The following is a 13,643-nucleotide window of genomic DNA, read 5'->3' as shown; positions in this document are numbered from 1 at the left end:
TCGGGCCTCAGCCCCGCCGCTTGCCCCCGCCCACCGGGCTGCCGGGCTTGACTGGCCGGGCGGGCGCCCGATCGACCGGACGGCCGCTGGCCGCTGGCCGGGCCGGCGCTTTCACCCCGGGGCGCGGCGGCAGCCCGGTGTGCTGCGTGAGGATGAGGCCCTTTTCAGGCCGGGTACGGCCATCGCGCGGCTTGCCACCGCCGCCTTCGGTCGGCCGCGCCGCGCCGCCGCAGGCGCTGCCGGCCGGCTGCCAAGTCGGGATGAGCTGGTGCTTGCCCGGCCCGATCAGGTCGGCGCGGCCCATCTTCTGCAGTGCCTCGCGCAGCAGCGGCCAGTTGGCCGCATCGTGGTAGCGCAGAAAGGCCTTGTGCAGGCGGCGGCGCTTCTCGCTCTTGACGACGTCCACGCGCTCGGTGAGGTCCGGCCGGGCCTCGTCGCGGCTCAGGCCCTTCAGCGGGTTGCGCCCGGAGTGGTACATCGCGGTGGCGGTGGCCATCGGGCTGGGGGTGAAGGTCTGCACCTGGTCGGCGCGGAAGCCGTTCTTCTTCAGCCACAGCGCGAGGTTCAGCATGTCCTCGTCGGTGGTGCCGGGGTGCGCCGCGATGAAGTAGGGGATCAGGAACTGCTTCTTGCCCGCCTCCTCGCTGAAGCGCTCGAACAGCTCCTTGAAGCGGTCGTAGGTGCCAATGCCCGGCTTCATCATCTTGGTCAGCGGGCCGCTCTCGGTGTGCTCCGGCGCGATCTTCAGGTAGCCGCCAACGTGGTGCGTCACCAGCTCCTTGACGTAGGCCGGTGCGGTCACCGCGAGGTCGTAGCGCAGGCCGGAGCCGATCAGCACCTTCTTGACGCCCGGCAGCGCGCGCGCCTTGCGGTAGAGGTTGATCAGCGGCGTGTGATCGGTCAGCAGGTTCTGGCAGATGCCCGGGTAGACGCAGCTGGGCTTGCGGCAGGCGGCCTCGATCTCCCGGCTGCGGCAGCCCAGCCGGTACATGTTGGCCGTGGGCCCGCCCAGGTCGGAGACGATGCCGGTGAAGCCCTGCACCTTGTCGCGCATGTCCTCGATCTCGCGCAGCACCGAGTCGGCGCTGCGGCTCTGGATGATGCGGCCCTCGTGCTCGGTGATCGAGCAGAAGGTGCAGCCGCCGAAGCAGCCGCGCATGATGTTCACGCTGAAGCGGATCATCTCCCAAGCCGGGATCTTGGTCGGCCCGTCGTAGCGGCCCTGCGCGTCCGCATAGGCCGGGTGCGGCGAGCGGGCGTAGGGCAGGCCGAAGACGTGGTCCATCTCCGCGGTGGTCAGCGGGATCGGCGGCGGGTTGATCCACACGTCGCGCAGCTGGCCGTGCAGCTCGTGCTGCTGCACCAGCGCCCGGGCGTTGCCGGGATTGGTCTCCAGGTGCAGCACGCGGCTGGCGTGGGCGTAGAGCACCGGGTCGGCGCGCACCGCCTCGAAGGCCGGCAGGCGGATCACGGTGCGCTCGCGCGGCGGCAGGTGCATCGGGCCGGTTGCGACTACGCCCTTGGGACGCGGTACGAAGCGCAGCGGTTGCTCGGTCACCGCCGCAGCGGCTGGCGCCGCGGCATCAGCCGCCCCGCCGGCGCAGGCCCCACCTTGCCCGTCCGCCGCCTGGGGCAGGTCCTGGTAGGGGTTGATGTGCTCGTCGACGCGTCCGGGCAGGTCCACCTCGGTGGAGTCCAGCTCCCACCAGCCTTCGGCGCTCGGGTCACCCGGCTTGCGCAGGAAGGCCGTGCCGCGGATGTCAGTCAGGCTGGCGATGGGCTGGCGCGCGGCCATGCGGTGCGCCACCTCGACCAGGGCGCGCTCGGCGTTGCCGTAGAGCAGCAGGTCGGCCTGCGAGTCCACCAGCAGGCTGCGGCGCACTTTGTCCTGCCAGTAGTCGTAGTGGGCAATGCGGCGCAGGCTGGCCTCGATGCCGCCGATCACGATCGGCACGTCGCCATAGGCCTGGCGCACCCGCTGGCAGTAAACAATGGTGGCGCGGTCCGGGCGCTTGCCCCCCTCGGCGCCGGGCGTGTAGGCGTCGTCGCTGCGCGGCTTTCGGTCGGCCGTGTAGCGGTTGATCATCGAATCCATGTTCCCGGCGGTGATGCCGAAGAACAGGTTCGGCCGGCCCAGTGCCATGAAGGGCTCGGCGCTCTGCCAATCCGGCTGGGCGATGATGCCCACACGAAAGCCCTGCGCCTCCAGCACGCGGCCGATCACCGCCATGCCGAAGCTGGGGTGGTCGACGTAGGCGTCGCCCGTGACCAGCACGATGTCGCAGCTGTCCCAGCCGAGCTGCGTCATCTCGTCGCGGCTCATCGGCAGGAACGGCGCGGGGCCGAAGCGCTTGGCCCAGAAGGGGCGGTAGGCGGTCAGCGCCTTGGGCGCGGGCGGGACGGCGATGCGATAGGCGGACACGGCGATGCCGCCTCCGAAGGGAGGCGTCGGGCAGGAGACGAAGGGCGAACGATGCCCCAGAAACGAAACGGGCGGTTCCGTGGGGGAAACCCACCCAGGGACGTGGTGAGCGCCAGAACCGCGGCCTCCTGGCAGCGGCGACGCGGTGCCCTGGCGGGCCGGGCTGCGCATGATACCGGGCGGGTCGATGCCCCTGGGTCGACCCGGCTCACTGCGTGAGGTTCACTCCTCGATGCGCACGCCGCGGATGAACGCCATGCGGCCCTTCAGGTCGGCCGCGCCCTCATAGGGTTCCGGGTAGTACCAGACGGCGTCGTTGAGCACGTCGCCGTTGACGAAGAGATTGTGATAGCGGCACTCGCCGCGGGCCGAGTCCATCGAACGCCGGTTGCTGGTGAGCAGGCAGTCGGCGCGCACCGAGGCGGCCGGGAAGTAGTGCTCGCCCTCGACGAGCAGGGTGTCGTCGCTCTCGGCGACGGTGACGCCGTTCCAGATGGCTTTCATGCGGGGTTTCCAGTGAGGTGGATGGGGCCGGTGCAGACGCCGGGATCGTAGCGCCCCGGCGCTCGCCCGCCGGCAGGCGTTGGCCGCGGCGAGAATCCCGAGTTTTTCGCTGCGCTGCCCCATGAACTTCGCCGACACCCTCCAGACCCTGCCCGCCGTCACCCACCTGGCCTCGCTGCGACTGCGCGATGCGGCCGGGGAGCTGATCGCCACGATCGAGAACAAGCCCGGCCAGGCCGGCTCGCTCAAGGTCTACCACGCGCTCGCGCAGCGCCACGGCGGGGTCATCACGCCCGCGGCCGCCCGCGAGGGCCTGGCGCTCTACGCCGAGCACACCGCCGACGCGCTGGCCCACCCGGGCAAGCACCCGAACATCGATCGTCTGATCGCTTGGGCGGAAGGCCAGGCGGCGCACACCGTGGAACTGCAGCCCGCTGCATGACTCAGCCGCACCAACCTCAGCCGGCCGGGCCGACTACGCCGCCGCCACGGCAGCCGTGCTGACCCAGCCCGCTCCCAGCCAGCAGGTCTACGAGCTGGCCGGCGACGACGCCTACACTCTGGCCGAGTTCGAGGCCGCCTTGAAAGCCGCCGGGCTGGCGGCGTTGTTGGCCGATTCCGGCGCTGGCGCGGCCCGGGGCGGGCTGTTCGATGACAGCCGCCAACTCAGCACCCTGATCGGCCGGCCGACCACCCCGCTGGCCGAGGCGATGACCCAGGCACTGGCCCAGGCGCCAGCGGCAAACTGATCGGCCGAGGCGGCCACCTTCAACCGGTGATGTGATAGCCGCCGTCGATCATCGGGATCGTGCCGGTGACATTGCGTGCTGCAGGCGAGGCCAGGAAGGCGGCGTAGGCGCCGACGTCCTCGATGGTCGCCAGCTGGTGCGTCGGTGCCCGCTCGGCGGCGCTGCGCAGCAGCTCGTCGAAGTCGGCGATGCCCGACGCCGCGCGGGTCTTCAGTGGCCCCGGTGACAGCGCGTGCACCCGGATGCCCTGCGGCCCGAGCTCGCAGGCCATCTCCCGGGTGGCCGCTTCCAGCGCCGCCTTGACCGGCCCCATCACGTTGTAGCGGTCGATCACGCGGGTCGAGCCGTAGAAGGTCACTGTCATGCAGGTACCGCCGCTGGCCATCAGCGGCTCGGCACGGCGCACCAGGCGCATGTAGGAATGCACGGAGATGTCCATCGCCTGGGCAAAGCCCTCACGCGAGCAGTCCACCACGCGGCCATGCAGGTCGGCTTTCGGACAAAAGGCAATCGAGTGCAGCAGGATGTCCAGGCGCCCCCACTGCCGCTCGACGGCCTGGAACAGCGCCTCGACCTGGCTGTCGTCCACCACGTCCAGCGGCAGGAAGATCGGCGCCTGCAGCGCCTCGGCCAGCGGCGCCACGTGGGGCCGCGCCCTGTCGTTCAGGTAAGTCAGTGCCACCTCGGCGCCCGCATCTCGAAACGCCTTGGCGCAGCCCCAGGCGATCGATTGGTCGTTGGCCACCCCCACCACCAGGGCCTTCATCCCTTTCAGCGTTCCAGTTCCATTCAGAGCAGACATGTGATTCCTTGTTGGGTTGAAAGGGGCCCCGCGCCCCTCCAGGTTTTGCCTATGGATGCACCAGCGGCCGCAGCTTACGGAGCGGATCGGGCACTCGTATGACGGAGTTCATCGGCCTCCAGCGGGCCTCTGTTGAGCGCTGCAGCGTGGCCGCTCACCGCCCAACGGCGGTGGCCTTGCGCAGGATCAAGCAGTACGCCCGCCGCCAACTCCAAGCAAAGCCCGCGCCATGATGCCCGGTCATGACAGGGTTTCCACTTAGACGAAATGACATTTCACATGGTGAGATTTGCTGTTGCTGCAATGCCGCAAAATTTTTCATCGTGGGAAAGCGCTTTTTGCATCGCAAAAAATGCGTTGCAAGTCGTTGATTTCATTGATTTCAATCTTATGTCTTATATAAGACATAAGTCTTCTCGTCGCTGCTTCGGACCGCTACAGTTGACCCCATCGACATCCCTTCAATCACTTCAGCAGACCGGAGAGCTTCATGACGAAACTGACCCGCGAACAACAGATCGCCGCCCTCGAAAAGGACTGGGCCGAGAACCCCCGCTGGAAGCTGGTGAAGCGTGGCTATAGCGCGGCCGACGTCGTGCGCCTGCGCGGCAGCATGCAGCCCGAGTACACGCTGGCCCAGGAAGGCGCCCGCAAGCTGTGGGACAAGGTCAACGGCGGCGCCAAGAAGGGCTACGTCAACGCCTTCGGCGCGATCACCGCCGGTCAGGCGATGCAGCAGGCCAAGGCCGGTCTGGAAGCCGTGTACCTGTCGGGCTGGCAGGTCGCCGCAGACGGCAACACCTCCGAGACGATGTATCCGGACCAGTCGCTGTACGCCTACGACTCGGTGCCGACGATGGTGCGCCGCATCAACAATACCTTCAAGCGCGCTGACGAGATTCAGTGGAGCCGTGGCGTCAACCCCGGCGACGAAGGCTTCATCGACTACTTCCTGCCGATCGTCGCTGACGCGGAAGCCGGTTTCGGCGGCGTGCTGAACGCCTTCGAACTGATGAAGAACATGATCGCCGCGGGTGCCGCCGGCGTTCACTTCGAAGACCAGCTGGCCGCGGTGAAGAAGTGCGGCCACATGGGTGGCAAGGTGCTGGTGCCGACCCGCGAGGCCGTCGAGAAGCTGATCGCTGCTCGTTTCGCTGCCGACGTCATGGGCGTGCCGACCATCGTGCTGGCTCGCACCGACGCCGAAGCCGCCAACCTGCTGACCAGCGACTGCGACGAGAACGATCGCCCGTTCGTCACCGGCGAGCGCACCCAGGAAGGCTTCTACCGCGTCAAGAACGGCCTGGAGCAGGCCATCAGCCGCGGCGTGGCCTACGCGCCCTACGCCGACCTGGTGTGGTGCGAAACCGGCGTGCCCGACATCGGCTTCGCCCGTGAGTTCGCCCAGGCGGTCCACGCTTCGTGCCCGGGCAAGCTGCTGAGCTACAACTGCTCGCCGTCGTTCAACTGGCGCAAGAACCTGAACGACAGCCAGATCGCTGCGTTCCAGGAAGAGCTGAGCGCGCTGGGCTACAAGTACCAGTTCATCACCCTGGCCGGCATCCACATCAACTGGTACAACACGTTCCAGTTCGCCCACGCCTACGCCCGCGGCGAAGGCATGAAGCACTACGTCAACATGGTGCAGGAGCCCGAGTTCCAGGCCCGCGAACAGGGCTACACCTTCGTGTCGCACCAGCAGGAAGTCGGCGCCGGCTACTTCGACGACGTGACCACCGTGATCCAGGGCGGTTCGTCTTCGGTGAAGGCCCTGACCGGCTCGACCGAAGAAGAGCAGTTCCACTGATCGACCTGCGATCGCCGCCCGATCGGGCGGCCGATCCACTCCAGTAGCGGCGTTTTGGCTGCGACCTGAGTCGAAAGCCCGGCCTCGGCCGGGTTTTCCGTTCTCGGAGCCACTAAAATGTGGGATTCGATCAACGAGCAAGAGCGAGAAAGGCAAGTCGGTTATGACACCGCGAACGAGCACCGCCTCCTTCACTGCCTCCACCGAGGTCTAGTCGGTCGGCCGCCGTTCTCGCACGTTCATCCTCCCCCTGAGAAAAGCGCGGCGACCCACCGCGCTTTTTTCATGTCGCCAAGAGCGGTTCGCGCAGGGCCGCCGAGAGAGGGCACTCCATGATTTCCATCCAGTTGCCCGACGGTTCGCGTCGGGAGTTCGACGCTCCGCTGACGGTGGGAGACGTTGCGGCTTCCATCGGTGCCGGCCTTGCCAAGGCCGCCCTGGCGGGACGCATCGGCACCGGTGAATCGGCCCGGCTGGTCGACCTGAGCCACCGCATCGAGGCCGACACGGCGCTGGCCATCGTCACGGCCAAGGACGCCGATGGCCTGGACGTCATCCGCCACTCCACCGCCCACCTGCTGGCCTATGCGGTGAAGGAGTTGTTCCCGGACGCGCAGGTGACGATCGGCCCGACCATCGAGCACGGCTTCTACTACGACTTCTCGTACAAGCGCCCCTTCACGCCCGAGGACCTGGTGGCCATCGAGAAAAAGATGGGCGAACTCGCAGCCAAGGATGAGCCGGTGGTGCGTAGCGTGCTGCCGCGCGACGAGGCGGTGGCCTACTTCAAGTCCATCGGCGAGGCCTACAAGGCCGAGATCATTGAGGGCATCCCGGCCGACCAGGACGTCTCGCTCTACGCCGAAGGCAAGTTCACCGACCTCTGCCGCGGCCCGCACGTGCCGTCCACGGGCAAGCTGAAGTTCTTCAAGCTGATGAAGGTGGCCGGCGCCTACTGGCGCGGCGACCACCGCAACGAGATGCTGCAGCGCGTCTACGGCACCGCCTGGGCGACCAAGGACGACCTGCAGAAGTACCTGACGATGCTCGAGGAGGCCGAGAAGCGCGACCACCGCAAGCTCGGGCGCGAACTCGACCTGTTCCACCTGGACGAGCACTCGCCCGGCACGGTGTTCTGGCACCCCAAGGGCTGGGCGATCTGGCAGGAGGTCGAGCAGTACATGCGCCGCGTGTACCGCGACAACGGCTACCAGGAGGTCAAGGGGCCCCAGATCCTCGACAAGGGCCTGTGGGAAAAGACCGGCCACTGGGACAAGTACCGGGAGAACATGTTCACCACGGAATCGGAAAAGCGCGACTACGCGCTCAAGCCGATGAACTGCCCCGGCCACATCCTGATCTACAAGCAGGGCATCAAGAGCTACCGCGACCTGCCGCTGCGCTACGGCGAGTTCGGCGCCTGCCACCGCAACGAGCCCACCGGCGGCCTGCACGGCATCATGCGGGTGCGCGGCTTCACGCAGGACGATGGCCACATCTTCTGCACCGAAGACCAGATCCTGCCGGAGTGCGATGCCTTCACCACCCTGTTGAAGAACGTCTACGCCGACTTCGGCTTCACCGAGATCCTCTACAAGGTCGCCACGCGGCCCGAAAAGCGCATCGGTTCCGATGACCTCTGGGACAAAGCAGAGGCGGCGCTGATCGCCAGCCTGCGCAACTCCGGCTGCGAGTTCGAGATCTCCCCGGGCGAGGGGGCCTTCTACGGCCCCAAGATCGAGTACACGCTGAAGGATGCGCTCGGCCGCCACTGGCAGTGCGGCACGATCCAGGTCGACTTCTCGCTGCCTGAGCGGCTTGGGGCCGAGTTTGTCGCCGAGTCCGGCGAGCGCCAGCACCCGGTGATGCTGCACCGGGCCATCCTGGGCAGCCTGGAGCGTTTCATCGGCATCCTGATCGAGGAACACGCTGGCGCCCTGCCCCTGTGGCTGGCTCCGACGCAGGTGGTGCTCCTCAATATCACCGACGGCCAAGCCGACTACGTCCAGGATGTGGCCAAAGCGCTGCAAAAACAAGGACTTAGGGTGGCCGTCGATTTGCGCAACGAAAAGATCACGTATAAAATACGAGAGCATTCGTTGCAGAAGGTTCCGTACCTGCTCGTTGTCGGTGACAAGGAAAAGGCGGCTGGAACCGTCGCCGTGCGCGCCCGGGGCAATCAGGACCTCGGAGTGATGGCCCTGGAGGCCTTCTCCCAGAAGCTTGCTGCCGAGTTGACCCGTTGAGGGTTGGTCGGTGGTCTGTTGCTCTTTGTTCTGGCGCGCTGCATTGATCGTGGGGCCCCAGGCCCTGGAGGACTCAGACCATCGCTACCTTTCTTGATCGCCGTACGCCCAACGCCGAGCGCAAGCACCGCCTGAACCGCGAGATCCTTGCGCCCGAGGTGCGACTCAACGGGCCAGAGAACGAGCCGCTCGGCATCGTCAGCATCCAGGAGGCCCTGCGCCTGTCGGCAGAGCATGACGTGGACCTCGTGGAGATTGCGCCGACCGCACAGCCGCCGGTCTGCCGCCTGATGGACTACGGCAAGTTCAAGTACCAGGAGCAGAAGAAGGCGGCTGAGGCCAAGGCCAAGCAGCACGTCATTGATGTGAAGGAAGTCAAGTTCCGTCCCGGTACGGACGAAGGCGACTACAACATCAAGATGCGCAACCTGCGTCGTTTCCTGGAAGAAGGCGACAAGGGCAAGGTCACTCTGCGCTTCCGCGGCCGCGAGATCACGCACCAGGACATCGGCATGCGCCTGCTGGAGCGCATCCGCGACGAGCTGGCGGATGTGTCGCTGGTCGAGCACATGCCCAAGCTCGAAGGGCGCCAGATGATCATGGTGCTGGGTCCGAAGAGGAAGAAGTGAATGTCGTCGAGTCCGGTTTGAACCGGGCTTGAAGCAAGGACGAGGTGGCAGCGGTTTGGTCGCTGCTGTCGCCCGGTGCCCGTCGGCTCCCAAGATCGCGATCAGTTTCGCGGCGCCGCACGGGAACAAGCAAAAGGAGCAGTCATGCCCAAGATGAAGACCAAGAGCAGCGCCAAGAAGCGCTTTCGCGTGCGTCCTGGTGGCACCGTCAAGCGCGGTCAGGCCTTCAAGCGTCACATCCTGACGAAGAAGACCACCAAGAACAAGCGTCACCTGCGTGGTGCAGTGAATGTGCATGAGACCAACATGGGTCACATTGCGCAAATGCTGCCGTTCGCCGGTCTCTGATTCACCACGACCTGAAGGAGTCAATACATGCCTCGCGTCAAACGTGGTGTTACCGCCCATGCCCGTCACAAGAAGATCCTGAAGCTCGCCAAGGGCTACCGGGGTCGTCGCAAGAACGTCTATCGCATCGCCAAGCAGGCGGTGATGAAGGCGGGTCAGTATGCGTACCGTGACCGTCGTGCCAAGAAGCGTGAGTTCCGCCGCCTGTGGATCGCACGTATCAACGCCGCCAGCCGTGCGCTCGGAGTCACCTACAGCCGCTTCATGGCCGGCCTGAAGAAGGCCAAGATCGAAGTGGACCGCAAGGTGCTGGCCGACCTGGCCGTCAACGATCCCGCTGCCTTCGGCAGCATCGTGGACAAGGTGAAGGCCCAATTCGCTTGAGCGACTTGTCGTGAAGGGCTGGCATGCCAGCCCTTGGCGACCTGGAAAGGCCGACACCCGTTCGGCCTTTTTTTCTGCCCGCCGCACGGCCACCCGGCCGCCTGGGCACCGGATACTGAACGTCCTGTCATGAACGATCTCGAAGAACTGGTCCAGGCTGCGTCGGCCGACTTTGCCGCCGCCGTCACGCCGGCCCAGCTGGAAGATGCCAAGGCGCGTTACACCGGCAAGTCCGGGCGTGTGACCGAACTGCTCAAGGGCATGGCTGCGCTGTCGCCCGAAGAGAAGAAGACCCGCGGCGCGGCCATCAACGAGACCAAGCGCCGCATCGAAGCCGCATTGACCGAGCGCCGCGAGGCCCTGGCCGCCGCCCAGCTCGAAGCCCAGCTCAGGGCCGAGGCGCTCGACGTGACGCTGCCCGGCCGCCAGCGCGGCATGGGCGGCCTGCATCCGGTATCGCGCACGCTGGAGCGCATCGAGCAGATCTTCGCCTCAATGGGCTTCGACGTGGCCGACGGCCCCGAGATCGAGACAGACTGGTACAGCTTCACCGCCCTGAACAACCCGGAGAATCACCCGGCACGTTCGATGCAGGACACTTTCTACGTCGACATGAACGACGAAGCGGGCCGCCCGCTGTGCCTGCGCCCGCACACCTCACCGATGCAGGTGCGCTACTCCCGTGTGCACGCCGCCCGGCACGCGGGGATGGACCCGATGCCCGAGATCCGCGTGATCGCGCCGGGCCGGACCTATCGCGTCGACTCCGACGCCACCCACTCGCCCATGTTCCACCAGTGCGAAGGCCTGTGGATCGGCGAGAACGTGTCGTTCAAGGACCTGAAGGCGGTCTTCACCGACTTCTTCCGCACCTTCTTCGAGACCGACGACCTGCAGCTGCGTTTCCGCCCGTCGTTCTTCCCGTTCACGGAACCCTCGGCCGAGGTGGACATCGCCTTCGCTCACGGCCCGCTGAAGGGCCGCTGGCTGGAGGTGGCCGGCTCCGGTCAGGTGCACCCCAACGTGGTGCGCAACTTCGGCCTCGACCCGGAACGCTACATCGGCTTTGCCTTCGGCATGGGCCCGGACCGGCTGACGATGCTGCGCTACGGCGTCAACGACCTGCGCCTGTTCTTCGACGGCGACCTGCGCTTCCTCAGCCAGTTCCAGTAAACGCCCGCCGACCCCTGTTCCAGGAACGAAGAGATGCAATTCCCCGAATCGTGGTTGCGCGAGTTCTGCAACCCTGACCTGAGCACCCAGGCGCTGGCCGACCTGCTGACGATGTCCGGCATGGAAGTCGAGGAGCTGCGCCCGGTGGCGCCGCCGTTCAGCGGCATCGTGGTGGCCGAGATCCTCACTGCCGACCAGCACCCCAACGCCGATCGGCTGCGCGTGTGCACGGTCGATGCCGGCCCTCATTTCAAGATGGACGGCAAGGACGGTCCGCTGCAGATCGTCTGCGGCGCCCCCAATGCGCGCGCCGGCATCAAGGTGCCGCTGGCCACGGTGGGCGCCGAGCTGCCTCCTGCGGACCCGGCCAATGGAGACGGCAAGCCGTTCGTGATCGGCAAGGGCAAGCTGCGCGGCGTCGAGAGCTTCGGCATGCTCTGCTCCGCGCGCGAGCTCAAGCTGTCCGAGGACCACGGCGGCCTGCTGGAGCTGCCGGCCGACGCACCGGTCGGTCAGGACATCCGCGAGTTCCTGAAGCTCGACGACACCCTCTTCACCCTCAAGCTCACGCCCAACCTGGGCCACTGCCTGAGCGTGTACGGCGTCGCCCGCGAGGTGGCCGCCCTGACCGGCGCGCCACTCAAGTCGCCCGCCATCCCCCCGGTGCAGCCTCAGCTCGACACCAAGCTGCCGGTGCGCATCGAGGCCCCGGACCTGTGCGGGCGCTTCTCCGGCCGCGTGGTCAAGGGCATCGACCCCAAGGCGCCGACGCCGCAGTGGATGGTCGATCGGCTGGCCCGCTGCGGGCAGCGCTCGGTCAGCGCGCTGGTGGACATCTCCAACTACGTGATGTTCGAGTTCGGCCGGCCCACCCACATCTTCGACCTGGACAAGATCCACGGTGGCTTGGTGGTGCGCTGGGGCCGTGCCGGTGAAACCCTCAAGCTGCTCAATGGCAACACGATCACGCTGGACGAGCAGGTCGGCGTGATTGCCGACGCCCACGCCGGCAGCCAGACGGTCGAGTCGCTGGCCGGCATCATGGGTGGCGACGCCACCGCCGTGGGCGACGACACGCGCAACGTCTACGTCGAGGCCGCCTTCTGGTGGCCCGAGGCCGTGGCCGGGCGCTCGCGCCGCTTCAACTTCTCGACCGACGCCGGCCACCGCTTCGAGCGCGGCGTCGATGCTGCCCTCACGGTCGAGCACATCGAGCACATCACCGCGCTGATCCTGCAGATCTGCGGCAATGCCACCACCGTGGTCGGCCCCGTCGATGACCAGGTCACCCGCCTGCCCCAGCGCGCCCCGGTGCGCCTGCGCGTCGAGCGCGCCAGCAAGGTGATCGGCATGCCGGTCAGCCAGGCGCAGTGCGTCGAGGTGCTGCAACGCCTGGGTCTCCAGGTCGAAGAGGCTCCCGGCGTGCTGACCGTCACCCCGCCAAGCTGGCGCTTCGACCTGCAGATCGAGGAAGACCTGATCGAGGACGTGATCCGCATCATCGGATTCGATCAGCTGCCGCTCGTGCCGCCACAGGCCCCGGTGACCTCGCGCGTGCGCCCCGAGTCGCAGCGCAGCAGCCACGCCGTGCGCCGGCAGGTGGCCGCGCTGGGCTACCAGGAAACGATCAACTTCAGCTTCGTCGAGGAGCGCTGGGAGCGCGAGCTGGCCGGCAACGAGCAACCCATCCGCCTGCTCAACCCCATCGCCGCCCCGCTGGCGGTGATGCGATCCAGCCTGATCGGCAGCCTGATCCAGGTGCTGCGCCACAACCAGGCCCGCCGCGCCAACCGCGTGCGGGTATTCGAACTGGGCCGGGTCTTCATGCGCGACGCGTCGGTGCCGACCTCCGAGCACAGCGTGGTCGGCGTGCACCAGCCGCTGCGCCTGGGCGGCCTGGCATGGGGACCGGCCGATGGCCAGCAGTGGGGTGTGAGCGAGCGTCCAGTGGACTTCTTCGACGTCAAGGGCGACATCGAGACCCTGCTGGCGCCGCGCGCCGCCCGCTTCGTGGCCGACAGCCACCCGGCGATGCACCCGGGCCGCTGCGCACGTGTCGAACTGGACGGCCAGGTCATTGGCCACGTCGGCGAACTGCACCCGCGCTGGTGCCAGGCCTACGAGCTGCCGGTGGGCCATGGCGCACCGGTGGTCTTCGAGCTGGACGTGCCCGCCTTGCTCGCACGTGACGTGCCAGCCTATGTCCCGGTCCCCAAGCAGCAGGTCGTGACCCGCGACATCGCGCTGATCGTGCGCGAAGACGTGCGTCACGATGCCTTGATGTCCGCCATCCTGGCGGCGCCAACGGGCGGTGTGCTGCGCGGTGCGCGGCTTTTCGATGTCTATCGCCCCAACGCCACGAATGCGGCCGCTGCCGCAAGTAACAGCCTGGGTGCCGATGAGCGCAGCTTGGCGATCCGTCTCGAGCTGCTCGACGAGCGGGCTGCGCTGACCGACGAGCGCAGCGACGAGGTGGTTCGCGCCGTCCTCGATGCCGCCCAACAGGCTGTCGGGGCGCGTCTGCGCGGCGGCTGAGCCGCCGCGAGCGCGAGAGAAGAGTCACCACCATGGACGATCGG

11 protein-coding genes and 1 pseudogene are annotated in these 13,643 nt (G+C 67.1%); 9 read left to right on the top strand and 3 right to left on the bottom strand.

The annotated features are described in order from the left end of the window. Nucleotides 1–7: 7 nt before the first annotated feature. Complete coding sequence (locus tag NGK70_RS13635) at nucleotides 8–2,422, bottom strand: YgiQ family radical SAM protein (protein WP_251969081.1); 2,415 nt, start codon at nucleotides 2,420–2,422, stop codon at nucleotides 8–10. A gap of 222 nt (nucleotides 2,423–2,644) precedes the next feature. Beyond that, entirely contained in the window at nucleotides 2,645–2,926 is a 282-nt protein-coding gene (locus tag NGK70_RS13630; protein ID WP_251969080.1) for a DUF427 domain-containing protein, read from the bottom strand. A 121-nt stretch (nucleotides 2,927–3,047) separates the two neighbouring features. Between NGK70_RS13630 and NGK70_RS13625 the strand changes: the two genes are divergently transcribed. Together NGK70_RS13625 and NGK70_RS13620 are read left to right on the top strand one after the other, a co-directional pair. After that, a complete protein-coding gene (locus NGK70_RS13625; RefSeq protein ID WP_251969079.1) occupies nucleotides 3,048–3,368 on the top strand; it encodes a DUF2322 family protein in 321 nt (106 codons plus the stop codon). A gap of 16 nt (nucleotides 3,369–3,384) precedes the next feature. Beyond that, nucleotides 3,385–3,675: pseudogene (locus NGK70_RS13620) on the top strand (KR domain-containing protein); the annotation flags it as partial. 19 nt (nucleotides 3,676–3,694) lie between these two features. Here the strand turns inward: NGK70_RS13620 and fabI are convergent. Then, on the bottom strand, nucleotides 3,695–4,468 hold the full coding sequence (gene fabI / locus NGK70_RS13615) for an enoyl-ACP reductase FabI (protein WP_428985616.1): 774 nt from the start codon (nucleotides 4,466–4,468) through the stop codon (nucleotides 3,695–3,697). Nucleotides 4,469–4,967: 499 nt separating this feature from the next. Here fabI and aceA point away from each other — a divergent pair, with 499 nt between their 5' ends. From aceA to pheT, 7 genes are all read left to right on the top strand, one after another. Beyond that, nucleotides 4,968–6,284 carry an isocitrate lyase gene (aceA, locus tag NGK70_RS13610; protein ID WP_251969077.1) on the top strand — a complete coding sequence of 439 codons (1,317 nt, stop codon included), beginning with the start codon at nucleotides 4,968–4,970 and terminating at the stop codon, nucleotides 6,282–6,284. 332 nt (nucleotides 6,285–6,616) lie between these two features. After that, on the top strand, nucleotides 6,617–8,530 hold the full coding sequence (gene thrS, locus NGK70_RS13605; RefSeq protein ID WP_251969076.1) for a threonine--tRNA ligase: 1,914 nt from the start codon (nucleotides 6,617–6,619) through the stop codon (nucleotides 8,528–8,530). An 80-nt stretch (nucleotides 8,531–8,610) separates the two neighbouring features. After that, nucleotides 8,611–9,159: a translation initiation factor IF-3 gene (gene infC / locus NGK70_RS13600; RefSeq protein WP_256490855.1), complete on the top strand. Its 549-nt coding sequence runs from the start codon at nucleotides 8,611–8,613 to the stop codon at nucleotides 9,157–9,159. Between the two features lie 144 nt (nucleotides 9,160–9,303). Then, on the top strand, nucleotides 9,304–9,507 hold the full coding sequence (gene rpmI, locus NGK70_RS13595; protein WP_025564002.1) for a 50S ribosomal protein L35: 204 nt from the start codon (nucleotides 9,304–9,306) through the stop codon (nucleotides 9,505–9,507). A gap of 27 nt (nucleotides 9,508–9,534) precedes the next feature. After that, complete coding sequence (rplT, locus tag NGK70_RS13590; protein WP_251969075.1) at nucleotides 9,535–9,891, top strand: 50S ribosomal protein L20; 357 nt, start codon at nucleotides 9,535–9,537, stop codon at nucleotides 9,889–9,891. Nucleotides 9,892–10,020: 129 nt separating this feature from the next. Further along, on the top strand, nucleotides 10,021–11,064 hold the full coding sequence (gene pheS / locus NGK70_RS13585) for a phenylalanine--tRNA ligase subunit alpha (RefSeq protein WP_251969074.1): 1,044 nt from the start codon (nucleotides 10,021–10,023) through the stop codon (nucleotides 11,062–11,064). A gap of 33 nt (nucleotides 11,065–11,097) precedes the next feature. After that, nucleotides 11,098–13,599: a phenylalanine--tRNA ligase subunit beta gene (gene pheT, locus NGK70_RS13580; RefSeq protein WP_251969073.1), complete on the top strand. Its 2,502-nt coding sequence runs from the start codon at nucleotides 11,098–11,100 to the stop codon at nucleotides 13,597–13,599. Nucleotides 13,600–13,643: the final 44 nt, after the last annotated feature.

This window comes from Sphaerotilus microaerophilus, from assembly GCF_023734135.1.
Taxonomy (GTDB): domain Bacteria; phylum Pseudomonadota; class Gammaproteobacteria; order Burkholderiales; family Burkholderiaceae_C; genus Sphaerotilus; species Sphaerotilus microaerophilus.
The sequence above is the reverse complement of the archived record's forward strand: the minus strand, read 5'-3'. Positions and strand labels throughout refer to the sequence as shown.